Source organism: Natrarchaeobaculum aegyptiacum, from assembly GCF_002156705.1.
In the GTDB taxonomy this organism is placed as follows: domain Archaea; phylum Halobacteriota; class Halobacteria; order Halobacteriales; family Natrialbaceae; genus Natrarchaeobaculum; species Natrarchaeobaculum aegyptiacum.
In genome coordinates, this window is sequence record NZ_CP019893.1 from 439,226 (window position 1) to 462,799 (window position 23,574).

At 64.7% G+C, this 23,574-nt stretch carries 22 protein-coding genes and 1 pseudogene; 11 read left to right on the forward strand and 12 right to left on the reverse strand.

Annotation, left to right across the window (positions count from 1 at the left end; all coding sequences use genetic code 11):
- Positions 1–184 precede the first annotated feature (184 nt).
- Complete coding sequence (locus B1756_RS02200; RefSeq protein ID WP_228434436.1) at positions 185–628, forward strand: hypothetical protein; 444 nt, start codon at positions 185–187, stop codon at positions 626–628.
- Positions 629–672: 44 nt separating this feature from the next.
- Here the strand turns inward: B1756_RS02200 and B1756_RS02205 are convergent, their stop codons facing one another.
- Both B1756_RS02205 and B1756_RS02210 read right to left on the reverse strand, forming a co-directional pair.
- Positions 673–2,655, reverse strand: coding sequence for a bacterio-opsin activator domain-containing protein (locus B1756_RS02205; RefSeq protein ID WP_086887068.1), 1,983 nt, complete (start codon positions 2,653–2,655; stop codon positions 673–675).
- 243 nt (positions 2,656–2,898) lie between these two features.
- Complete coding sequence (locus B1756_RS02210) at positions 2,899–3,150, reverse strand: MTH865 family protein (RefSeq protein ID WP_086887069.1); 252 nt, start codon at positions 3,148–3,150, stop codon at positions 2,899–2,901.
- A 132-nt stretch (positions 3,151–3,282) separates the two neighbouring features.
- On the opposite strand from B1756_RS02210, the gene B1756_RS02215 reads away from it, so the two are divergent.
- Positions 3,283–3,672: a ribbon-helix-helix domain-containing protein gene (locus B1756_RS02215; RefSeq protein ID WP_086887070.1), complete on the forward strand. Its 390-nt coding sequence runs from the start codon at positions 3,283–3,285 to the stop codon at positions 3,670–3,672.
- A gap of 45 nt (positions 3,673–3,717) precedes the next feature.
- Here the strand turns inward: B1756_RS02215 and B1756_RS02220 are convergent, their stop codons facing one another.
- Positions 3,718–5,394 (reverse strand): cobyric acid synthase, encoded by a 1,677-nt coding sequence (locus B1756_RS02220; protein WP_086887071.1) that lies wholly within the window; start codon positions 5,392–5,394, stop codon positions 3,718–3,720.
- A 106-nt stretch (positions 5,395–5,500) separates the two neighbouring features.
- Between B1756_RS02220 and B1756_RS19295 the strand changes: the two genes are divergently transcribed.
- On the forward strand, positions 5,501–6,244 hold the full coding sequence (locus B1756_RS19295) for a hypothetical protein (RefSeq protein ID WP_086887072.1): 744 nt from the start codon (positions 5,501–5,503) through the stop codon (positions 6,242–6,244).
- A gap of 31 nt (positions 6,245–6,275) precedes the next feature.
- Here B1756_RS19295 and B1756_RS02230 read toward each other — a convergent pair whose 3' ends face one another.
- The 3 genes from B1756_RS02230 to B1756_RS02240 form a co-directional block, all read right to left on the reverse strand.
- The gene (locus B1756_RS02230) at positions 6,276–7,766 is read right to left on the reverse strand and encodes a hypothetical protein (RefSeq protein ID WP_086887073.1); all 1,491 of its coding nucleotides are present in this window, start codon (positions 7,764–7,766) and stop codon (positions 6,276–6,278) included.
- On the reverse strand, positions 7,763–8,509 hold the full coding sequence (locus B1756_RS02235) for an ABC transporter ATP-binding protein (RefSeq protein ID WP_086887074.1): 747 nt from the start codon (positions 8,507–8,509) through the stop codon (positions 7,763–7,765). The genes B1756_RS02230 and B1756_RS02235 overlap by 4 nt, the downstream gene beginning before the upstream one ends.
- Positions 8,510–8,596: 87 nt before the next feature.
- Positions 8,597–9,298 (reverse strand): cob(I)yrinic acid a,c-diamide adenosyltransferase, encoded by a 702-nt coding sequence (locus B1756_RS02240; protein WP_086887075.1) that lies wholly within the window; start codon positions 9,296–9,298, stop codon positions 8,597–8,599.
- 143 nt (positions 9,299–9,441) lie between these two features.
- Between B1756_RS02240 and B1756_RS02245 the strand changes: the two genes are divergently transcribed.
- Positions 9,442–9,804 carry a winged helix-turn-helix domain-containing protein gene (locus B1756_RS02245; protein ID WP_086887076.1) on the forward strand — a complete coding sequence of 121 codons (363 nt, stop codon included), beginning with the start codon at positions 9,442–9,444 and terminating at the stop codon, positions 9,802–9,804.
- Between the two features lie 64 nt (positions 9,805–9,868).
- On the opposite strand, the gene B1756_RS02250 is transcribed toward B1756_RS02245, so the two are convergent.
- From B1756_RS02250 to B1756_RS02270, 5 genes are all read right to left on the reverse strand, one after another.
- Complete coding sequence (locus B1756_RS02250; RefSeq protein ID WP_086887077.1) at positions 9,869–10,285, reverse strand: CBS domain-containing protein; 417 nt, start codon at positions 10,283–10,285, stop codon at positions 9,869–9,871.
- An 89-nt stretch (positions 10,286–10,374) separates the two neighbouring features.
- A complete protein-coding gene (locus B1756_RS02255) occupies positions 10,375–10,599 on the reverse strand; it encodes a hypothetical protein (protein ID WP_086887078.1) in 225 nt (74 codons plus the stop codon).
- A gap of 102 nt (positions 10,600–10,701) precedes the next feature.
- Positions 10,702–11,241 (reverse strand): peptide-methionine (S)-S-oxide reductase MsrA, encoded by a 540-nt coding sequence (gene msrA, locus B1756_RS02260; protein ID WP_086887079.1) that lies wholly within the window; start codon positions 11,239–11,241, stop codon positions 10,702–10,704.
- Positions 11,242–11,294: 53 nt separating this feature from the next.
- Positions 11,295–11,957 carry a 2,5-diamino-6-(ribosylamino)-4(3H)-pyrimidinone 5'-phosphate reductase gene (locus B1756_RS02265; RefSeq protein ID WP_086887080.1) on the reverse strand — a complete coding sequence of 221 codons (663 nt, stop codon included), beginning with the start codon at positions 11,955–11,957 and terminating at the stop codon, positions 11,295–11,297.
- A gap of 128 nt (positions 11,958–12,085) precedes the next feature.
- The gene (locus B1756_RS02270; RefSeq protein ID WP_086887081.1) at positions 12,086–12,295 is read right to left on the reverse strand and encodes a hypothetical protein; all 210 of its coding nucleotides are present in this window, start codon (positions 12,293–12,295) and stop codon (positions 12,086–12,088) included.
- 146 nt (positions 12,296–12,441) lie between these two features.
- Between B1756_RS02270 and B1756_RS02275 the strand changes: the two genes are divergently transcribed.
- The 4 genes from B1756_RS02275 (at position 12,442) to B1756_RS02290 (ending at position 19,854) form a co-directional block, all read left to right on the forward strand.
- Positions 12,442–13,761: a Single-stranded DNA binding protein gene (locus B1756_RS02275; protein WP_086887082.1), complete on the forward strand. Its 1,320-nt coding sequence runs from the start codon at positions 12,442–12,444 to the stop codon at positions 13,759–13,761.
- Positions 13,758–15,605: a hypothetical protein gene (locus B1756_RS02280; RefSeq protein ID WP_086887083.1), complete on the forward strand. Its 1,848-nt coding sequence runs from the start codon at positions 13,758–13,760 to the stop codon at positions 15,603–15,605. Before B1756_RS02275 ends, B1756_RS02280 begins: the two co-directional genes overlap by 4 nt.
- A 75-nt stretch (positions 15,606–15,680) precedes the next feature.
- Entirely contained in the window at positions 15,681–16,490 is an 810-nt protein-coding gene (locus B1756_RS02285; RefSeq protein WP_394340691.1) for a metallophosphoesterase, read from the forward strand.
- Between the two features lie 868 nt (positions 16,491–17,358).
- Positions 17,359–19,854, forward strand: a complete 2,496-nt coding sequence (locus tag B1756_RS02290; protein WP_086890002.1) for a BGTF surface domain-containing protein — start codon at positions 17,359–17,361, stop codon at positions 19,852–19,854.
- Between the two features lie 490 nt (positions 19,855–20,344).
- On the opposite strand, the gene B1756_RS02295 is transcribed toward B1756_RS02290, so the two are convergent.
- Positions 20,345–21,589 carry a digeranylgeranylglycerophospholipid reductase gene (locus B1756_RS02295; RefSeq protein ID WP_086887085.1) on the reverse strand — a complete coding sequence of 415 codons (1,245 nt, stop codon included), beginning with the start codon at positions 21,587–21,589 and terminating at the stop codon, positions 20,345–20,347.
- Positions 21,590–21,754: 165 nt separating this feature from the next.
- Between B1756_RS02295 and B1756_RS02300 the strand changes: the two genes are divergently transcribed.
- The 3 genes and pseudogenes from B1756_RS02300 to psmA all read left to right on the forward strand — a co-directional run bounded on the left by B1756_RS02300 (position 21,755) and on the right by psmA (position 23,537).
- Entirely contained in the window at positions 21,755–22,534 is a 780-nt protein-coding gene (locus B1756_RS02300) for a DUF7839 domain-containing protein (RefSeq protein WP_086887086.1), read from the forward strand.
- Between the two features lie 86 nt (positions 22,535–22,620).
- A pseudogene (locus B1756_RS20190) lies at positions 22,621–22,761 on the forward strand (Rpp14/Pop5 family protein); the annotation flags it as partial.
- A gap of 20 nt (positions 22,762–22,781) precedes the next feature.
- Positions 22,782–23,537, forward strand: coding sequence for an archaeal proteasome endopeptidase complex subunit alpha (gene psmA, locus B1756_RS02305; protein WP_086887087.1), 756 nt, complete (start codon positions 22,782–22,784; stop codon positions 23,535–23,537).
- Positions 23,538–23,574: the final 37 nt, after the last annotated feature.

Sequence of the window (23,574 nt, forward strand, 5' to 3'; positions counted from 1 at the left end):
GTTCCCGACGCACTGACTCTCACGACCGCTTAACTATTGGGTATGTGAACCCGAGCGCCGATGGCCGATCACGTCGACCGAACGATCATGGACACGTCGACGGATCGAGTGGTGCAGACGTTCTGCAGATCGGTGCCGGACGAGAACCCTTCCGAGACGGCGACGTGGGTGGCGTGGGACCACCGTGACGTGGCCGCTGGCTCGAGCGGAGGTGAGTGCGGTGACTGCCGACGAGGCTAACGACGCCGGCGACTCCACCGAAGCGGGGGAGGCGACAGACGGTGCAGACGTCAGCAATCGTCCGTCCCGGGAACCCAAGATCGATTCCGGCGGTGACGTCTCCAGCACCGCCCGTGGCGCACACACTACTGCCGTCGGGGCGCTCTACGCCAGTTCCGACGGCACCCACTACACCGACTGGCAACTCGAGCGGCGACTCGACCGCGGGACCTGGCGGCACTGTCTCAGTCAGCAGCGCCCGGAGCGACACCTGTTCGAGGACGCCGCTGGCCGGCTGGTGTTGGTCGAACGGATCGCCCTCGACGGCGCGCCGCCGTGGCTCGAGATCCGGGTCGACGACGAGCGCGCGTGGGCCGTCGATACACGGCCCCGCCGGCCACGGGAGTGAGACTCGAATCAGGGTAGCGAGCCCCATCTGGGCGTCTACAGCGACTACCGGTACGTCCCACCGCCGTCCTCGAAGAACTCACCGAGGATCGTCTTCAGTCCTTTCCGCAGGTGCTGGTGCATCGTCGGAGCAGAGACGTCCATCGCTTCGGCGATCTCTTCGCCAGTGCTCTGGCGGGGCCACTCGAAGTAGCCGCCGTAGTAGGCAAGCCGGATCGTCGTGAGCTGTCGATCGGTGAGTTCGTCGAGGATGCGTTTGCGCCGTTCGGCGGCCGTCTGCACCGCCCGGTCGACCGTCCGTCTGGCGACGAGTTCCGTGTTTTCGTAGATGCTCCCGAGGGCGTCTGCGATCTCACGGACGTCCGCGTCGGGTGAGACCTCCACGAGGCAGGTCCCAACGCCGCCCTCGACGGAGACGTCCCGAATCGTCACGCCGTGATTCGAGAGCGTCCTGACCCCCGAGCGCTCGAGGCGCATCTCGATCGTACACTGGTCGCCGCCGTCGTGGATCAGTCGACACGTCTCGACCGACTCGTGATCGGCCGCCTCCTCGAGAACCGTCGTTCCGTCCAGTCCTTCGACGGTGACGTACTGGAAGGTCTGGCCGCTGGTCGTCGTTCCCGTCCACTCGAGTGAACACGTACAGTCGTACCGTTCCGTGAGATCGAACGAGAAGGTGTCGCCGCCGTCGATCCGGAACTCCAGTTCGACGATGGAATCTGAAAATAGCAACTGGCGATTCCTGATCGACATGATGGTAAAGCCGATGATCTCGCCGAACAGGGCGAAGGCCTCCTCTTCGTTGTCGGAAAACGCGTCCTCGCGTCCCGACAGCACCGTGAGAACTCCGTAGGTCGTATCCTCGTGTTTGATGGGAACGGAGATCACCGCCCCGACGTCGTCCTCGCGGGCAGCCGACTGGAGGGGATCCGGAAGCGGTTCGGTCTCGAGGACGTGCGTGACCGTCTCGACGTCCGCAGACTGGGCGGCCCATCGGGTGGGACACTCACCGTCGAGCCCCATCTCGCGGATCCGCCCGAGGTAGGTCGTCGCCTCGCCCTCGCCGGTCCGGTAGACGAGTTCGCCGTCCGGGCCGAGTTCGGCGATACAGGAGCCACAGTAGAGCTCAGAGTCGACGAGCTGAGCACAGACGTCGCGTTCGATTGCGTTCTGGCCGGGCATCTCGACGAGGGTCTCGATCACCTGCTGGCCGACCGCGTTGATCCGATTCAGCGTCTCGAGTTCGGTCTGGCGCGAGCGCAACTCGCGTTCGCGCCTGACGCGCTCGGTGATGTCGCGGGCCAGCCAGACGACGGCGCGCCGGCCGTCGATTCGCTCGGCCGTCGGCACGACGCGCGCCTCGAACTGGCGAGTTCCCCCGGTCGTCTCCGCCGCGTACTCGATCGACTGCACCTCGCCAGTCTCGATCGCTCGCTCGAGACACGCCCGGAGTCGGTCGGCCACGTCCTGCGGAAAGGCCTCGGTCAGTCGACTCCCGATCAGTTCGTCGGCACTGACGGTGTAGAGGTCGGCTGACTCGGGTCTGACTTTCGCCTCGAGATAGGTGCCATCTTCGTCGACGACGAACGCTTCGTCCGGCAGTTCGTTCGCGATAATCCGGTGGTAGGAGGGGGCCTCATCGTCGTCACCGTCTTGCTCGGCCGTCGGGTCGACTCCGGTGGCGACGGCGTCACTAACTCGTTCGACGGCGTCCTCGCACTCGAGCGGGGCGTATTCGGTTGCACCACCGCGGAGGGCTGCCGCAGCGACGGCTTCCGATCCCGTCGGTGGTGCGACGACCGTCACCTGAGTGCCGGACTCGTGGATCCGTTCGAGACAATCTCGGACCCGCTCCGGGTGCTCGAGTTCGATCACGACAGCCGTCGGATCACAACGGGCGAGTGCCGACTCGAGTTCGGCGACGGCCGTCTCGGCGACCGACCAGTCCGACTCCTCGATCTGGGGCCGAAGATGGCTCTTCTCGCCCGTCTCGATGATCAACAGGTCCGTCGGGGTGTCACCTTCCATGCGTCTCGAAAGCGCCGGAATACAGTCGCTGGCTGCGTCGGCGTCGTAATCAATCGACTACGCTCCGAAATAAAAGTATAGTGGTTCGTCGACACGACTACCGGCCAGCCAGTCACGAACGAACCCGGTCGTTCTGGGTCGGCAGGACGGCAGTTACCGCTGGCGTAGTTTTGAGTCCGATCGCACACCGCAGTGCGATCGTACGAGAATGACTGTCTGTGACCGGTACAGGGTTCGTTTCGGTTAGATTTCGCCCTGATCTTTAAGGTCTTCGACGACGTCGTCGACGAACGACTCGACGTCGTCGTACGGGAAGTCGCCGCCGGAGGTCTTGGTGTTCAGTTCCATCGCGGTCATCGAGAAGTCACCCGACTCGAACTTCGTTCCGGGACCGTCGGGCAGTGCCGGAACCAGGTCCATCGGACTGGAAATCGGATAGTCGGCTCCCTCGAACGCCTCGATCATCTGCTCTCGGATCTCGTCTTCGTCTGCCATAGCGTCCCACGCTTCGTTCTGGTAAATATTAAATTTGTGGGTAGTTGATGCCCGAGTCCGCACAGCCCGTGGACCGTCAGGACGCGTGGGTTCCCGAAACAGTGATTACTGAAGAGTGAAATATCACTCGGTATGGCTAAAGATACCGTCAGATATCCGGACGAGGTCGTCGAGGAGATCGACGCCCTCGTCCAAGACGGTATGTTCGAGAGCAAATCCGAGTTCTACCGGTTTTCCGCGGAGTACGTCCTCACGCTCGTCAATCCCGATCACGACGTCAAGACATTCAACTTCGACGAGATCAAGAGTGAACTCGACATCTCACGTGCAGATCACGCCAAGGCCCTGGGAACCGACGGTGGAACCTTCTTCCTCGACGCGGTCATCACCGTCCGGAAACACGGCCTCCGGGGCAACTACGAGGCCGCAGAACGGTTCATCGACACCCACTACGACTCAACCGACCAGGAGTGTATCATCCTCGAGGAACTGCTCGGTACCTACCGGAACAACTCGAGTTGACGGCCTGACTCACTTTCTCGCGGACCGGCACAGTCCAGTCGAACGTCAACGGAACGGCTCTCCGAGCGCCGCGAGATCGACGTGCTCGCGAACCAGCGTCGCTGCTCGATCGTACGGCGTCGCACCGTCGAGCCTCCCCGTTCCGTCGACCGAATCGGTAGCAGGTCCGTCGTCTCCGCCATCGACGGGTCCGTCACCCGTACTGTCGGCCGCTGGCGGCCAGTCGACACCAGCGTGTCGGGCGACGGCCGCGAGGAACGCCTCGCGGACGTGCGCTTCGTCGAATACGCCGTGGAGGTAGGTGCCGAGCACGACTCCGCAGGCGGCACTCGAGTCGCCGAGCGGTCGGGTCACGTCGGCCCCGGAAATCGGTCGCGTTCGACCGGCGTGGATCTCGTAGCCCGAGGCCGTTCCCGACGCCCCGGCGAGCAACGGTGAGGCCTCACCGTCGACCGGCACCGTCGCCTGCTCGACGTGCTTGTCGGGTTCGAATTGCGTCTCGACCGGGAGGAGACCCAGTCCCTCGAGTTCGTCCTGCTCGTCTGTTCCCTCGAGTGCGGCGTTCGTGAGGCGCTCGCCGAGTACCTGGTAGCCGCCACAGAGGCCGACGGTCGGCCCGTCGAATCGCTCGAGGGCGTCCTGATAGCCCGCCTCGCGAAGCGCTCGCAGGTCGTCGACAGTGTTCTTCGTGCCCGGGAGGACGACGGCGTCGGCGTCTGCGAGCGGACTCTGACCCTGTGCCGAGACCGGTTTCTCGGGATCGACGGGCAGATAGGCGACCGACACGCCCGGTTCCCCGGCGAGGGCCTCGAGGTCGGTCGCGTTGGAGATACGGGGAAGGCGGGGAACACCGATGCGAATTCGCTGGTCGGCCGGCACGCCGTCGTCGTCGCCGCGGACACCGCGTTCGCTCACGTCCGGGAGGCCGACGCTGTCTTCTTCTGGAAGGCCGGGATCGGCGTAGGGCAGGACGCCGAGGACGGGCACCCCTGTCCTGTCTTCGATCTCGTCGATTCCGGGCTCGAGCAGCGAGGCGTCGCCGCGGAACTTCGTGATCGCGGTGCCGATCACGCGTTCGCGAAGGTGGTCGGGCATGAGTTCGAGCGTCCCGTAGAGGCTGGCGAACGCGCCGCCGCGTTCGATGTCGACGAGCAACAGGATCTCGGCGTCGGCGAACTCGGCTGCCTCGACGTTCGCCAGATCACGGTCGTGGAGGTTGATCTCGCCGATGCTTCCGGCACCTTCGGCGACGATCACGTCGTGGTCGGCCGCGAGTCGCTCGTAAGATTTTTCCGCGGCCTCGCGGGCGCGGTGCCAGTACTCGTCGTAGTAGCTTCCGGCCGACAGGTGCGTGAGCGCCCGGCCCTGGACGACGAGCTGGCTCTCGCCGTCGCCGCGGGGTTTGAGCAAGACGGGATTGCAGTCGGTCGTCGGGGTGGTTCGGGCCGCTCGAGCCTGGACGAACTGGGAGACGCCGATCTCGCCCCACCTGTCTGTGGATGCGTCGGCGCTCTCACTCGCGTCGACGTCATCGTCATCGGCGTCGTCACCTGCGGCGTCGGGCCGAACCACGACGCGCGCGTTATTGCTCATGTTCTGGGCCTTGAACGGGGCGACGGAAACGCCCTGGTCAGCCAGGTGCCGGCAGAGGCCCGCCGCCACGGTCGACTTGCCGACGTGGCTGGCCGTACCGGCGACGAGGATCGTCCGAGTCCGTGTCATTCGATTGTCGACACTCGCTGTGCGTGGGCTATCGTCCTGTCGATTCCTGACGCCGGACCGACGACCACAGAAAGTACTTATTGAACGGCTGTCAGTATCGGATCGAATGAACGTGGACTCGAGGCTGGTGACGGTGTTCGCTGCAGTCGTCTGTCTTCTCCTCGTGGGCAGCCTCGGTCTCCCTGCGTACGTGAGCCCGTACGAAGGGGTCACGCCGACCTACGGCGTCGCCCACGAATCGACGGAGACGTTCGACGAGACGGTCGACCGGGCAGACCTCGAGGCCGACCGCGCGACGGCAGTCGACAGCCTGTCGCCCGAGACCCAGCGAGTCTTCGCCGAGGCGACCGAGGCGGAAGCCGATTCCGGCTGGCAGCGCGTCGACATCGACGTCTGCATCGACGAACTCGTGGTCTGTGACTCGTACGCAGAACGCCCCGATTTCCCCTCACACGGGTTCGACTCGGCCAACTCGAAGTCACCGTCATACGGCGTCGTCGAGGACGACGGCGAACGCTACGTTACGTCGACGCAGAACCTCGGCACGATGTGGGATTTCGGTCCGTTTTTCGAGTTCGTCGCGAAACTCGCCGGGTTGCTACCGTTCACCCTCTACCTCGCGTACACGACGTACCGACGACACCGGGATCAGCCCCGGCGAGTCCTGGGCGTCGCCGCGTACGGACTGGTCTTGGTCGCACTTGGCCTCGCGTGGCCGTATCTCGCGATGGTCACCGACGCCTCGCTCCCGCCCGCGCTGGTCGTCCCGCTCGCGTGGGGTGGAATCGTCGTCGCCGTCGCTTGGAACCGCTACGCCGACGGTGGGCCCTCTCGAGACGCGGCGTCCTAGGTCGAGTTAAAGCCAGAGCAAACAGGATCGATCAGCCAGCCCGATACCGCTCGTCCCAGCGCGGCCCGGCGCGACTCGAGCAGACGTACCCGACTGCGCCGAAGGCAAGTCCCATCGCGGTGAGAGCAGCGGCCGACTCGAGCGAGGGCGGCACGACGACGAAGCCGACGACGAGCGCGGGGACGAGCGCGACGGCGACGCCGACGGTGAACGTGGCGAAGCGAACGACGTCGAAGAGGAACTCGTTGGGATCGAAGCCGGCGACGGAGACGGTGAGGCCGTAGTAGTACAGGCCGAAGCCAGCAAGCAGGATGGCCCCGACGATGGCGTCGAGAACCGTCGCGTCGAACCAGACGACCGCGAGGAGGTAGGGCAGGCCCGCCGCGGGCGTGCCCACGAGGACGAACGCGGTTCGCTTGGCCCGGAAGACGGACGCGACGTCGACCGGGTAGACGAGGTAGGCCTCGAGGGAGTCGAACTGGGTGAGCCAGTTGTAGGTCGTAAAGGCCGTCAGCCCGAGCACGCCGCCGAAGAAGATGCCGGGTGCGGGTTCGGTGCCCGTAATCTCCCCGACGAGACCGACGAGAGCAGCCACGAGTGCGAGCAAGATGGCGGCGGAGACGAAGGGCTTCCAGACGCCGCCCGAGGAGCGCGCGAGGTCGAGCAGCGTCTTCGAGACCAGCGCGTCGTCGCCGACGGGGAGCGCGTCGGCCAGTCGGGCGAACCGATCGGTCGCGGTCCTGTCGGGTCGGGCGTACGTCGGGTCGTAGCGCCACAGCGAGCCGACGGCGACGACGAGCGTCCCGAGTGCCAGTGCAGCGACCGCAGCGGGCGGTGACGTCACCGGGACGACGAACGCGACGAGGACGTGGACCGCCTCGAGCGCCCAGCTACCCACGAGAACCGAGGCGACGAGTCCGGCGAGGGCCCACGGCGGAACGCCGCGGGTTCGCAGGGCGATCAACGCCACTGTCGCGGTCATTCCGGCGACGAAGACGAGCGAGAGCGAGAGCCAGAGCGTCACGAGCGCGCCGGCCGCGGCCGTCGTCGCGAGCGTGCCGATGCCGGTTCCGTCTTCCACACCTGCCAGCGGCACCGCGGCCGTCGCCATCGGCAACACGAACGCGACGGCGTAGAACAGGGCGTCTTTCACGAGGAACGCACCGAGAAGCCACCGACGGGAGAGCGGCAGCACTTCCGGTGTCGAGAGCACCAGCGTGAGGTCGCCGAAGACGTTCTCGAGCAGGTCCGAGCCCGCGAAGCCCGCGGTCCCGCTGTAGAGGCCGAAGCCGAGCGCGAGGACGTGCAGCCCCACCAGAATCGTCTCCGCGGCGGTCCCGGTCTCGAGCAGCGCGGCGGTTGCACCGACGACGAGGGCGGCGATCAGTGCCGGGAAGGCGAGGAAGCGCCAGCCGCCGAACAGGCGGGTGTGGAGTCGCCACTCCTCGCGTGCGAGCGCGACGAATACCGTTACCGCTCGACGCCGTCGAAGTCGACTCACAGCCGTCTCACCGTCGGTCATGGTTCGAGTGACTCGATCTCGGGCGTATCTCTCGCACCCGCCGCACCGACGTGCTCGAGGAACGTCTCGAGCAGCGGTTGCTCGTCGGCCTGTGGGTCGCACTCGGCGACGAGACGGCCGTCGGTGACGATGCCGACGCGGGTGCAGATCTCCTCGGCGACGTCGACGTTGTGCGTCGAGACGAAGACGGCGTTGTCTTCGGCGTACTGGTGGAGGAATCGCTTGACCTGCTCCTGGACGATCGGATCGAGGTTCGCAAGCGGCTCGTCGATCAGGACCACGTCGGGTTCGTGCAGGAACGCCTGCGCGAGCATCACTTTCTGTTGCTGGCCGCGCGAGAGGTCCGTGTGGAGCGTCTCGAGTTTGTTCTCGAAGGCGAGTCGATCGGCCCACTGATCGATCTGGTAGTCGACGACGTCCGGATTCATTTCGCGAATCCGGCCGACGAACGAGAGGAACTCACGCGGGGTGAGGAAACTCGGTGGCGTTCCGCGCTCGGGGAGAATACCGACCCGGCGGCGCGTCTCGAGCGGGTCGGCCACCGGGTCCGTCTCGAGCACCGAGATGGTGCCCGCGTCTGGGCGGATCTGGCCGGTCAGCGCCCGGATCGTGGTGGTCTTTCCGGCCCCGTTCGGTCCGAGGAAGCCGTACAGCTCACCGCGGTCGACGGTGAAGCTCATGCCGTCGACTGCGCGAACGGTGCCGAACGCTTTCGAGAGCCCATCGACTCGTATAGCGGCCATCGATCGACCCAACGTCGTCAGCGATCGGTAATAACGGTGCTGGCACGCCGATAGCAGGTCCTGCTGGACCTCTCGAGCCGTGAGCGGTCAGTACTCCGTTCCACGTCGGGCGCGCTGGCCGTCCTCGATCGGGTGGGCCACCTTGCGGACGTTCGTGACCAGATCCGCGCGATCCTCGAGGTACGCCGGTTCCTCGTGACTCCCCGAGAGCACCAGTTCGAGGCCTTCGGGCTTTGCGTCGAGGAGGTCGAGGACGTCGTCCTCGCCGAGCAGCCCCCGGTCGGCGGCGTACAGCACCTCGTCGAGAATCAGCATGTGCATCCCCGCTTCGGGCGGCGCGTCGAGGTCGATCGGCTCCGCGAGATCCGCCGCCGTGGCCGCCGCGAGCAACTCGTGTGCGCGCTCGAGTCCCGCCGTGGCCTGTGCCTCGTGGTCGGCTTCGTCGCTGCCGTCGGCCATGCCGTGCCAGCCGTAGTGACCGAGGTTCTCGTAGCTCATCCCCGGCAGGGACTCGATCGCGTTGTACTCGCCGCGAACGGCCTCGACGCTCGAGGCACCACCTTTCATGAACTGGAGGACGTGGACGCGGTAGCCGTGGCCGGCCGCACGCATTCCCATGCCGAGGGTGGCCGTCGTCTTGCCTTTGCCGTCGCCCCACCAGACCTGCACGAGGCCGAACTCTTCGGGCGCGTCCGGTTCGATCTGCTGGGCCTCGGGCGTTTTTCCCTTCCCGGGCGTGTTCTCGAGAGCCGCTTCCCGCGGCGGCCGGTCGTCGTCTGTCTCGTTCATATTCGGCTACAGGATTGCCCACGTGATAACGGGTTCCCTCCGATGGCAGCCTGCTGGAGTGATCGATTTCGTGATAGCACGTCGTGGAGGCCCACCGGGGGGTCAACGTCTTAAGGTTCCAGCCCGCACGTGTTCCCATCGTTATGTGGTCCGAACCGTCAGCGGCCGACGAGACCCCCGCCATCGAGTCGGTCGTCGGCGCGCTCGACGACGACGGCTGTCGAGCCATCGTCACCGCACTCGAGACGCCGATGACGGCCGAGGAAATCGCTGTTGAAACGGGACTGCCGCGGTCGACGACCTACCGGAAGCTCGACCAGTTGACCGAGGCGTCGCTGGTGACCGAACTCGAGCCCGTCGCTGCCGGTCACGGGACGGCACGCTACGTCGCGGATTTCGAAAGCGTCGCGATCGACCTCGACGAGCGACGCCGCTTCAGAGTACGGATTCGACGCGCGACGTCGCGGATGCTCGGGATGTGGGCAGCCGTGTCCCAAAAACTGTAACCGCGACGGCGGTGTGAGCGTCACACCGCTGCCGTCTCGTCGACTACCCACGCTGGCGCGCGATCTATCGCGGACCAGCCTGCTGTTCGATCACGTCGGAGGCGTTGCTCAACTCTGCAGCGGTGAGCATCACCAGGTCGTCGAGGGTCACGATGCCCGCCAGTTCTCCATCCTCGACGATCGGCATTCGACGGATTCCCTCGTCGCTCATCATCTCGAGCGCTTCGAAGTGACCGTGGTCGTCCTCGATCGTCACCGGTGAGTCGGTCATCACGTCCCCGGCTGTGATGTCGTCGAGGCTGTCTGCCTCCCTGAGTTCGAGCGCGATCGACCGATCGGTGACGATCCCCTCGATGTCGTCGCCGTCGGTGATGACCACGCTCCCGACCATCTTCTCGTCCATCATCTCGAGCAGTTCTCGAGCGTCTGTGTCCGTACTCGCCGTCACGACGTCTGTCGTTGCGATTTCGGTCAGTGTCATGTCTACTCGGCCCGTGCTACCATCGTCTGATGCTAAAGAAACGGGGGTGAAATCGCCGGGTACGTCGAGTGGGAACTGAGGGCGGGGGCTCACTCGCCGTGGAAGCGCTGCTCGCGCCGGGCGACCGCGCCCTCGAGGGCGTCGCCACGGGTCGCGTAGCCGATTCCGATGGCCGCACACTCGAGGCAGGTCCAGTAGTACTCGCCGTCGAATCCCCGGATGGAGATCACTGCCTCGCAGTCGGGACAGCGTTTCTGCTGGCGTCGTTCACGAACTCGCTCGAGGGCGTCGGTGACGCTCGACTCGTCGTTCATGTCGGGTACACCCGGGCTCAGGAGCCAGCGCCTGTATACTTTTCCTTCCCCGAGTTACAGTTGGGCGTCTCGAGAATGCGGTTGATCGATCCTCGAGTCAGCTCACTCCGGCGTCGCACCGGCGACGTATTCCGCGAAGTGCTCGCGGACTTTCTCAACCTTTGGTGCGGCGTGCATTCGACAGTAGGCGTCCTGTGGATTCTTCTCGAAGTAGTTCTGGTGATAGTCCTCGGCCTCGTGGAAGGTCTCGAGCGGCTCGATCTCGGTGACGATCCGGTCGTAGACGCCCTCTTCTTCGAGTTTCGCGGCGTAGGCCGCGGCCGTCTCGAGCTGGTCGTCGTCGTGAGCGTAGATCGCCGACCGGTACTGCGAGCCGATATCGGGCCCCTCCCGATCCTCGGTGGTCGGATCGTGGGTCGAGAAGAAGACCTCGAGTAAGTCCACGTAGCCGATTTCGTCGGGATCGTACTCGAGCTGGACGACCTCCGCGTGGCCGGTCTCGCCCCGACAGACCGCCTCGTAGGTTGGATCTTCGGTGTGACCGCCAGCGTAGCCGGACGTGACCGATTCGACGCCCTCGAGTTCACAGAAGACGGCCTCGACACACCAGAAACAGCCGCCGCCGAACGTCGCTCGTTCCATACCGGGGGGAAGGCTTGCCCGGCAAAAGGTGTGACGGGTGTTCGAACGGATGACTATTCGGCGATGCGCCAGACGAGCAAGACGCCGTCGTCGACTCGAGCGACCTCCGCCAGCGTGAGCGTCGGGAACTCCTCGACGAACCCTTCGCCGTCGGCGAGCGTCGGGGCGTCCCGTCCACCGATGATTTTCGGTCCGACGAACACCCGGAGTTCGTCGACCAGCCCCGCCTCGAACAGCGAGAAGATAAGTTCGCCGCCACCCTCGACCATGACCTGCTCGAGCCCCTCGCGCTCTAAGGCGGCGAACGCCCGGAGGAGGTCGACGCGCTCCTCGCCGGCGGTGACGAGGTCGGCGCGGTCGGACAGTTCCATCCGTCGGTCGATCGGCGCGCGCTCGCTCAGGCAGACGTAGGTCGCGGCCTCGTCGTCGAGAATCTCGGCCTCGAGGGGCGTCCGTCCCCGGGAGTCGACGACGACGCGGGCGGGATTCGCGGGGTCGCCGCGCTCGAGGCGCTCGTCTCGCAACGACTCGTCTTTGACCGTGAGGCGCGGGTCGTCCGCGAGGACGGTGCCGACGCCGACGACGACCGCGTCGCTGTCGGCACGGAGGCGGTCGACGCGGTCGAAATCGGCGTCGCCGCTGATGGCGATCTGCTCTCGCCGGTGCGAGGAGAGCTTGCCGTCTGCGCTCATTGCGGCGTTGACGACGACGTGCATACGCCTGCTGGGTGACCGACCCTAAAGAACCACCCGGATAGGGTCCTCGGACGTTCGCCACATGTCGCTGTAGGCGACGACGGACCGGCGGGTCGCTTTCGCGGGGCGCGACGGTCTTCGATGGGCTGTCAGGTCGTCCGTCGTGGGTCGTCACTCGAGCCGAGCAGGATTCGGTACACCACGTAGCCGATCAACAACGCGAACGCGAACGTCGCCACCGTCTCTGCGAACCAGATCACGGCATACAGCGCTCGTGTCAGGATTCTGATGACGATCAGGCCGCCGAAGATCGCGACGACGAACGCCAGCCCACCGAGGGCCGCACCGACTCGTTCCATACTCCACTGTCCTGTCCGAGCCGACATGAATGTGAGACGTTCGACGGATCGCGGCAGGACCGCAACCGAATCACGCAACCAGTGCCCGGGTTCAATTCCGCCCCGCTGCGGGAACGCTTTTTAAGCCCCCGGCCGAACGTCCGGTGATGGAACTCGACGATCATGCCGAGGAACTCGCCTCCGACCTCGGTGTCGACAAAGAGGAGGTCAAATCCGACCTGCAGAACCTCGTGGAGTACAGCGTCCCGATCGACGAAGCCAAAGGCAGCCTCCGGCGCAAGTACGGCGACGGCTCGAGCGCCAGCAGCAGTGCGCCGTCAGCCAGAGACGTCGCCGACGTCACTCCCGACGACGGGAACGTGACGGTCACCGGCGTCGTCCTGACCGCGGGCGAGCGGTCGATCCGCTACCAGGGAGACGATCACGTCATCGTCGAAGGTCGACTCGCCGACGAGACCGGCACGATCGACTACACCGCCTGGGAGGACTTCGGCCTCGAGCCAGGGACGACGATCACCGCGGGCAACGCCTCCGTGCGCGAGTGGGACGGCGAACCCGAACTCAACCTCGGGGAGAGCACGTCGATCTCGTTCGAAGACGAGTCGCTCGACCTCCCTGCGGCGTACGCCGACGCCATCGGCGGCGAGGCCACTCTCGCGGACCTCCAGACCGGCGACCGCGCGGTGACCGTGGAAGTGACCGTCCTCGAGTGTGAACGCCGGACGATCGACGGTCGCGACGGCGAGACGGAGATCAAAAGCGGCGTCCTCGGCGACGAGTCAGGCCGACTTCCGTTTACGAACTGGGAGCCGGCACCGGCGCTCGAGGAGGGCAACGTCGTTCGCATCGAGAACGCATACGTCCAGGAATTCCGCGGCGTTCCCGAGGTGAACGTCTCGAAATTCTCGACGGTGGCCGAACTGGACCGCGAAATCGACGTCGGGGCGGATGCCACGACGATGAACGTCCGCGAAGCGATCCGAACCGGCGGCATCTACGACGTCGAACTCGTCGGGAACGTGATCGCGATCCGGGACGGCTCCGGACTCATCCAGCGCTGTCCGGAGTGCTACCGGGTCATCCAGAAGGGACAGTGCCGGACCCACGGCAGCGTCGACGGCGTCGACGACCTTCGGGTGAAGGCGATCCTCGACGACGGTACCGCCGCACTTACCGTCGTCCTCGACGACGAGTTGACAGAACAGGTCTACGGCGGCACCCTAGAGGACGCACTCGAGGCCGCCCGCGAGGCGATGGACCAGTCGGTCGTCGCCGATACGATCCGCGACCGGGTCGTCGGCCGCGAGTACCGCGTCCGCGGACACCTCTCGGTCGACGAGTACGGCGCGAACCTCGACGCCGAGACGTTCGCCGAGAGTGCAGCTGATCCAGAAAAGCGGGCTCGAGCCCTGCTCGAGGACCATGAACTCGACCGTGACGCCGCCGACGCGGAGGTGGAAGCATGAGCACGAACACGAACGCGAGCGACGAAGAGATTCCGAGCCGCGAGGTCGCCTACCGACTGTTCGCCGCCGAGTACGACGACGCCTCGCTCTCTCACACCGAGAGCGACGAGGAGCGCGCCCCGAACTACGTGGTCACGCCAACCGGTGCCCGGACGAACCGCGTGTTCGTCGTCGGGACGCTCACCGAAGTCGCAGACGTCAACGAGGAGATGGTTCGCGCCCGCGTCGTCGACCCGACGGGCGCGTTCGTCGTCTACGCCGGCCAGTACCAGCCCGACGAACTGGCGTTCTTAGAGCAGGTCTCCCCACCGGCGTTCGTCGCGGTCACCGGAAAGGCCCGGACCTTCGAACCCGAGGACGGTGACCGCGTCTACACATCGATCCGTCCGGAGAGCATCGCGACCGTCGACGCCGAGACGCGCGATCGCTGGGTCGTCAGCGCGGCCGAACGGACCCTCGAGCGAATCGGCACCTACGCCAGCGCTGCCACTATCGATGCACGCGGTGACGACCTTGCCGACGCGTTGGCCGAGGCTGGCGTCGACCGCGGACTGGCCGCCGGTATCCCGCTCGCTCAGGACCACTACGGGACGACGCCCGACTACCTCACAGCGCTCCAGGCGTGTGCGCTCGAGGCGGTCGAATCCGTCGCCGGAGATCGGACGGAGGTCACGGCCCCGTCGATCGGTCCAGACGAGTCGAATCCCGCCGGTGACGCGTCGTTCGCGGCGCTGTCGGGGCTCGTGGATCTCGATCTCGACGTCGAAGCAGAACTCGAGGGCGAAGTTCCCGCGGACGAACGCGATGCGATGGAACCAGCCGGCGATGCCGTTGCTGACTCGAGTCCCGAACAGGTGGAAACTCGCGCCGGTTCGGCCGAGCCGTCCGCCGAGACGACGACCGACGATCCAGAACCCGTCGCGACCGACGATCCGGAGCCCGCTGGGGACGACGGCGGACCGGGCGACGTCCCGACCGCCAGCGTCGAGACGCCTGTCGAATCGACCGACAGCGACGAGGTCGCGGCGAGCGACCCGGCGGACGATTCAGTGGGCGACGCGACGGTCTCCGACTCGACCGAGCCGACCGGGACGTCGGAAATCGAGTCGTCGGTCCCAACGGCCGACGAGGGTGCGAGCGCCGACTCCGAGACGATCGAGTTCGACTCAGAGGCGGACGCCGAGGCGGACCCTGACGACGACCTCGAGGACCTCGGTCCCGGAATGTACGAGATGGACGACGAGGAACGCGAACAGCTCGAGGCCGAGTTCGGCGCGGAGTTCACCACCGGAGCCGAAGTCGACGACCCCGGAGACGCCGGACTCGAGACCGAGCCAGCAGCGGAGGCGACGACCGACGACAGCCCTGCGACCAGCGCTGAACCGGCGGACGCCGATCCGCTGGACGCGAGCGCCGACTCGAGCGCGGACGCTGGCGACGACCTCGAGACTGCACCCGAATCGACGCTCGAGGCAGGCGACGCCACGCTCGACTCGGCCCCGGAATCGTCGTTCGAATCCACGGACGAACCCGAGACGGACGACGAAATCGAAGACGACGAACTGGCCGACGCCGAGTCCGATCCCGACGAGACTGCTGACGCCGGCGAGAGCGACGAATCCACGGCCGCCGACGAGGTCGCCGAGGACGTCGACCTCCAGTCGTACGTCGTCGACGCGATGACCGACCTCGACGACGGCAGCGGGGCCGACCGCGACGAACTCGTCGCGTCGGTGGTCGAGAACACCGGCGCCTCGAGCGAGGCCGTCGAGGACGCGATCCAGGACGCGCTGATGGGTGGCCAGTGTTACGAGCCCGACGACGGCGTCCTGAAAGCGATCTGACCGATGGACGACTCGAGTCCGTCTGAGCCGTCCTCCGACTCCCCTCGGGAACCGGATGAACCAGCGACTATCGACGTGGGTGACCGCCCGCTCGTCGAACCGATCCCCGGCGAACCCGCAGCCACGGCACCGATCGGTGGCGATCTGGCACTGCTAATCGCAGACTACCACGCGGGCTACGAGCCGGCACTCCGGTACGAACGGGGCGTCGACGTCCCCAGTCGTGCAACTGATCGCCGCGAACGGTTGCTGGCGTTACTCGAGCGAACTGGTGCCGACAGACTCGTCGTCTGCGGCGATCTGATGCACTCCATCGGTGATCCCGGCGGGACCGAACGCGGCGAACTCGAGGTGCTGTTCGACTCGCTCCCCGCGTCGCTCTCGGTGACCGTCGTCAAGGGCAACCACGACGGCGGTATCGGCGACTGGCTGGCCACGGAGGCCGACATCCCGGCCGAGCGGCTCCCGGAAATCGACGTCGTTCCCGGCGCCGGCGTCGCGCTCGATCGGATCGGCGTCTGTCACGGACACACCTGGCCCGCCGCGGACGCCCTCGAGTGTGACGTTCTCTGTCTCGGCCACGAACACCCGTGCGTCCGGCTCGAGGACGAGGTCGGTGGCAGTCGCGTCGAGCGCGTGTGGCTCCGCGGGCGTGCCGACCCGGGGCCGTTTCGACCGCGACCCGAGTACGAGGCCCTGCCGTGGCTGGCGGGTGAGCGTCCGCCCCGGATCGTCGTGCTCCCGGCGTTCAACGACCTCGTCGGCGGTACCTGGGTGAATTTACCAGAGCAGTCGTTTCTCTCGCCGTTTCTTCCGGCGGGGCTGACCGAAGGTGAGACATATCTGCTCGACGGTACCCGACTGGGTCCGTATCGATCGGTCTGACGGGCGACAACCGCCAGAGAGAAACTATCGTTTTACCGGAATTTTCGAACGAATAGCGTGCGACGTGGAGATTACGTCGTTCGGGTTCGAACCGACTTGACATCCTCCTCCGCGTGAACGCGGGAGGAATCCCACGGCACCGAACCGTTGAGTTGGGAATTTCAGGTTCGCAGATCACCAAGCCAACGCACCGTCAGAATCGGTGAGTGGCCGGTCTGTGGGCAGTCTCCTGGGAGTGCCAAGCCCCCGGTACTCCTATCCTCGGTTGGGTTCGACCCTCGTGGTTGTTTGTGCCCGGCGGGGGTCGAATCAACGGTAACGGACTCGGAGTTACTTCTTCGGTCGGGTCGCCCGGTGCTTGTTATTTGATTCCCGCGTGGGCACACCCTGTTTCCAGCGTGGGCGGACACTCGAACCGCCAGTTTCGGGCGCTCGGCTACATTGGGGTCATAGCCAATGTGCCGACACGCATACATACGTCAGTGTGAAACAAAAACGTACGGGAATTCCCGCTGTGACGGCGCGTATCCACGCCGTGAACGACGTGCTATTGCGCCTGCTCCGGGTATAATTAGCGAGATATTATGGCTCGAATTTTTATATTTTCTCGAGTCACGAGTCCAGGAATTGACCAGTAATGACTTCTTACGCACTCGCGCGTACGATATTACTGACCTGTAGGATAGGCGTATTCTCATAAGCGAGACGATACGAATAACAGAAAGCTTATACCGAAATCTGCGAAAGGGAGGAGTACCCCTACCCGGAAGACCGACGCTGGCAGCAGCCGAGTCAGTCGGTTAGCGAGCTGGAAGCCTCCAGCGTATCGTGAGCCAACCACCCGAAACACGACATTACCACACAACACATGACAAGCGAACCAACGATTCGCGAAAAGGGACGCGCCGTGTTCCTTGCCGCGCTGATGGTCCTCTCCGTGGTCGCCATGTCCGCAGCGTTTGCGGGCGGTGCGGCCGCCTCCGCTGAGGAGACAGAGCTCGACGATGTCGACGCTCTCCACAACAGTGTGCACTGGGAAGGACAGATTCTGAACGTATCGAACGACGATTGGGGCGAAGACCTGCAGCTTCGAGCCGTCGATGATTACGATGGCGGCGAAATTGAAAGCAGCTCCTTCGTCGAAGAACTTACCGCAGACGGTAACTTCGTCGAGATCGACACCGATGGTCTCGAGGGATATTACACCGTCCAGAACGACTCTGGCTACCTCGAGTCCGGCGACGACGACCTCCGCTTCGAGGTCACCTCCCAGTCCCTCTCCGCCGAGTGGGACGAGGACACCGTGACCGAGGCTGACGACGACGTCGAACTCGAGCTCGACAGCAACCGCGCGAGCTACAACGTGACGATCGCGGCAGATGGTCTCGACTACGACCAGCTCAAGGCGCTGTTCGTCCACGACGGTGCCGACGGCATCGAGGCTATCGAAGAGGACGGTGAAGACTACCTCCCACTCGACAAGTTCGACGCTGACGACTTCGACGACCTCGAGAGCGACGACTACCTCACGCTCGACCTGAGCGACTGGGGAACGGACGAACTCATCGGTAACTTCAGCAACCTCGACGACACCGAGGGCATCGACGCTGGTGAGTACGACTTCGAAGTCTACGTGACCGACAGCTCCGCTGAAGCCACCGCGCCGATCGAATTCCGTGAGGAAGACGTCGACGGTGCCTTCAGCCAGGGCGTCTACACGCAGTCCGCCGGTGACCTCGTCGAGATCACCCTCGAGCTCGAGGACACCGACGAAGCGTTCATCCAGATCGGTGACGAAGACGCTGGCTTCGTCGACGTCGTCCACGTCGAAGACGACGACGAAGACGGCGAAGTGAGCTTCTGGGTCAACACCCGAACGCTCGGTGTCACCAGTGAAGAGATCGATAACGTCTACGACGCGGGTGACGACGAGATTAACAGTCTCCTCCACGGAGACCTCGAGAACAGCTCCCAAGGAGCTGAATCCGACTACGTCAACTTCTGGGACGAAGAAGTCGGTAACGACGACGACCTGCTCAACTTCGACCAGTACGTCGATGAGCTTGGTCTCGGTGACGACGCCGAGGACCAGCTGACCCGACCCCTCCAGCCGACCGACTACAGCCTGATCGCTGAGGCCGACGGCAACTTCATCGTCGACGATGGCGAATCCGAGGCCGACAACGAAATCGACCAGGCGACGCTCGACCTGATCGCACCCGAACTCGGCGAAATCACGACTCACGTCGCACCTGAAGACGCCGCCGACGAGGACGACGAACTCGCCGACCTCCTCGACATCGTCACCGAGCGATCCGACGTCGCCGAGGACGACCGCCTGATCATCGAGGCCGAGGCCACCGGTATCTACGGTGCCCTCGCGGCCCACTCCGACAACGGCTTCGACATCGTCGAGGATGGCGTCGAAGCTGAAGCCCTTTACAACGTCATCGGCGACGAGGGTGAGGGCATCACCTTCGAGGTCGAAGCTGACGACGCGATCGGCAATCAGGACCCGACCGCGCTCCAGCTTGACGGCGTTGACGACGAAGACGTCTTCATCCTCGTGGACAACGAGGAAGGTGCCTTCTACGTTGTCGTCGACACCTCCTCGAGTGACGCCTTCGACGGCAGCCTTGAAGACGGCCAGACCTTCGACGTGACGCTCGAGTACGAGACCGACGACGACGAACGCTACGCGTTCGACGACAACCCTGACAACGCCTTCGACGGCGGTGCTGACGGCCAGACCGGCGACGCCGCCTACCCGTACTTCAGCGCTGACTCGACCCAGTCCGTGAGCACCGAGTTCACGATCGTCGAGCCCGAGGCCGCCTTCGACAACCTCGACGCTGACGACAACGTCCAGCTCGAGGCCAGCGACGACGCCGTCGTGACGGGTGAGACGAACGTCGCACCCGGCTCGGAGATCGACATCCGCATCAGCAACGCTGGTGACACGCCGAGCTTCCTGACGACGGTCGACGCTGAAATCGATTCCGACGGCACCTTCGAGTCCGAGGAGATCGACTTCGGCGACCGTAGCGTCGACGACGAGGCCGAACTCACCTTCCGCGTGGGTGGCAGCTCGATCGACGACGCTGACGGAATCTTCGTCGAGGCCATTGAAGACGTCGACGACGCTGACGACGAGGCCGACGACGAAGTTGACGACGACGCCGCTGATGACGAGGCTGACGACGACGCCACTGACGACGAACCCGTCGAAACTGACGACGAACCCGTCGAGACCGACGACGAGCCCGTCGACACTGACGACGACGGCGTCCCCGGATTCGGTCTCGCCATCGCTATCGTCGCGCTCCTCGCCGCCGCGATGCTGGCACTCCGCCGCCAGAACTAACGACCGCTAACTACCGTCCGGACCGGTTTCCGGACGCCCTCGATTGCGGCTTTTCTTTGGGTACTATCCTCGTAGCGGACGCTTTCGACGAGTCACACGTGCGCGTACAAACAAGTATACAGATAGCCCTCGCCCTGTACTACAGTACACGAACAGCCCTCGCCCTGTACTCGACAACCGCCGATTTAGTGACCTACTCGAGTCGAACTGCCGGCTCGTCAGGAACTGGCTGCAAGAAGACGCCGGGTGAAAACTTTGGCCCTACCCGAAAGTTTGGCCCGGCGTTTCACATGACAAGCGTTCGCGAATGGAACGCCGTGTGGGCTAGACCCACACTCGAAGCATCTAGCTCATCCTAAATTAGTATTCCGATCGGACAGATACGCAGACTGATGAGTCCACCTGATCAGCAGACGGACGTCAGTCCGGGTCCGCTGAGCAACCGACGATGGTGGTCGATTCAGAAAGCAACCGCTGGGACGACAGCCGCTCAGAACAGCGAGTCGGGAAGGAACTCGCGCTTGAAGAACGTCGCGAGCATCGGAAGGTCCTCTGCGTGGAGTAACCGAGCAATCGCGAACGGGTCACCGTTGTTCGCCTTCGCCAGCGTGTCCTCGTCGAGCTGGTTGAGGTCGGCCATGAGCTGGTCGTAGCGTTCGTTCTCTGCGAGGTACAGCAGTTTCGTCATCAACAGACGGTTACGCATGTTCGGTGCGACGTCACGGTGCCAGAGGGTCTCGTAGACCTCGAGGTTCTCGGCGCTTGGTTCGACGTGGTCGTGGGTGAGACAGCTATCGGCTGCGGCAGCGGCGACGCGGCCGGACTTCATGCACTGGTGGATCCCTTCGCCCCAGAGCGGGTCGACAGTCGGGACGGTGTCACCGATGGCCATGAATCGGTCGGTGTGCATTTTGCCCGGCATCTGGATATGCGCTGAACCGCGGTGTTGTTTCCCCTCGAGTCGCTCGGCGTTTGCGAGTCGGGGGTCGGTGTCGAGCCAGTGCTCGAGGTAGTCGTCGACCGTGAACCCGTCGCGCGCGTACCGCGTGTGATAGTCGTTCTGGATGTAACAGAGGCCGACTTTCGCGGTGTCCTCGCCCGTGTGGAAGATCCACGAGTAGCCGCCAGGGGCGATCGCGTGGTCGAGGCGGAGCATCATCGCGTCGTGGAGGTCGGCGTATCCCGGCCGGTCGATGTCGATGCCTTCGAACTCGTACTCGATCCCGATTGCGTGGTTCTTCCGCTTGAGGTCGCTGACGCCGAGGGCTTTCGCAAGTGGTGCAGAGGGTCCCGTGGCGTCGATCGTGATCTCTCCGTAGACCTCCTGATCGCCGTTGTACCGGACACCGACGATCTCGCCGTTTTCCATGATCGGTTCGGTCACGCGCGCGCCGAACCGGTACTCGGCACCCTTTTCGCGACTATCTTCGACGAGGAACCGTTTGAAATCGGCGAACTCGAGGACGGCGCCAGTCTGGGATTTGACGTAGTAGTCCGTCGGCGACTCGAGGACGACGCTGTCGGTGTACTGCATCACCACGTCGTCGGGAATTCCGAAGGCAGACATCATCGACGGGAACGTTCCCGCAGTTGACTTGTTGCTCGCGCGCGGGAACTCGTCTTCGGGTTCTGTTTCGAGGACGACGACGTCGTAGCCCCTCGCTGCCAGGTCCCGTGCACACTGCCCGCCTGCTGGACCGGCACCGGCGATCACTACGTCGTAGCGGTCGTTCATGCAATCAGGACTCTTTTCGACCCTAATGAGTTTATTCAGTCGTCGTTCGGTATCGATTTTCTGATGTTTTTGGCTCGAACGGGCCGGGACGCGACGGGGCGAGTGGTCCACACGTCCCGTCGTCGATCGCCTACCTTTTAGTCACACTTGGCCTATCTCACCTGTATGGTCGACGTCCTCGACAATAAACGGGCCGCGACGCGGTTTCGGATCCTCGTTCAGATCGCCGAGCGCCAGCCCGCGGTGAGCCAGGGGGAGATCGCCGAGGAAGTCGGCGTCACGAGCCAGGCCGTCTCCGAGTACATCCGCGAACTCGTCGACGACGGGTTAGTCGAGAAAGAGGGTCGGTCACGGTACCGCGTCACGCCCGAAGGCGTCGACTGGCTGTTCCAGGCCGCCGACGACGTTCGGCGGTTCGCCGACCACGTCACGGGTGACGTCCTGGACGCGATGAGCGAGGCGGCATACATCGCGACCGACGACATCGAAGAGGGTGAAACCGTCACCCTGTTCGTCGAAGACGGCCTGCTCCACGCCCGTCCCGGCGACGAGGGGCCAGCGACCGGCGTCGCGACGACCGACGCCGAGGCGGGCACCGACGTCGGGGTCAACAGTTTCGAGGGCGTCATGGATCTGGAACCGGGTTCGGTCACTGTCCTCCAGGTGCCCGCGGTTCGCAGCGGGGGTAGTCGCACCATCGACTCGAGTCTCGTCACCGACCACTGCGAGGAGGCAGACCTCGTCGTCGCCGCTGGTGTCGAGGCCGTCGTCGCGTGTCGAGCGGCCGGGACCGAGCCCGCAGTCCCGTTCGCAGCCGGCAAAATCGCCGCAGAGGGAGCCGAACGTGGCCTCACAGTGACCGCTCTGGTCACGACCGACGAGGTCGGCCGCGTCACCGACACCCTCAGGGAAGCCGACGTCTCCTACGAAGTTCTCGAGGGATAACCCGGGGACGTTGGTTACCGGAACCGGCCACCTCGCACCGTCGTCCTTGAGTGTTGGGCTACCGGCCACCGTCCCGACGGTAAGTAAACTATTTAGGACGCCGTGGGCAAGTCACGGGAGAGAGAAACGTCGTGTTCGTGACCGAAGAGCGAGTCGCCGACCGTCGCGTGCGTAGGACTACAGACTGGCGACTCGATGATGCGTTCGCGGGCGCGGCAGACCTCAACTTACGATTTAGCGTGATACTATGCAGGGACAAGCCCAACAGCAGGCGTACGACCGCGGCATCACGATCTTCTCACCTGACGGCCGGCTCTACCAGGTCGAGTACGCTCGCGAGGCGGTCAAACGCGGTACAGCGAGTATCGGCATTCGAACCACCGACGGCGTCGTTCTCGCCGTCGACAAACGCGTTCCATCACCGCTTCTCGAGGACTCGAGCGTCGAGAAGATCCACAAGGCCGACGACCACATCGGGATCGCAAGCGCCGGCCACGTCGCCGACGCTCGCCAGCTGATCGACTTCGCCCGACGGCAGGCGCAGGTCAACCAGCTCCGGTACGGTGAACCGGTTGGCGTCGAAACACTTACCAAGCAAGTCACCGACCACATCCAGCAGTACACGCAGGTCGGCGGTGCCCGCCCGTTCGGTGTTGCGCTGATCGTCGGCGGCATCGAGAACGGCGAGCCGCGCCTGTTCGAGACCGACCCCTCGGGGACTCCCTACGAGTGGAAGGCCCTCGCCGTCGGTGCCGACCGGAACGAACTCCAGGAGTACCTCGAAGAGAACTACGACGACGAGGCCGACCTTGACGGTGGCATCGGTCTCGCCCTCGACGCCCTCGCGTCGGTCAACGACGGATCGTTGCTCCCCAGCGAAGTGGGGCTCGCCACCGTCGACGCCGAGACCGAATCGTTCGAACAGTTCGACCAGGACCGTATCGCCGAACACCTCGAGGAGAACGACCTGCTCGAGGAGGAAGGCGAGGAAGACGCGGAATAACATCACTGAAACCGCCGACGCGAACGATCACGCGATC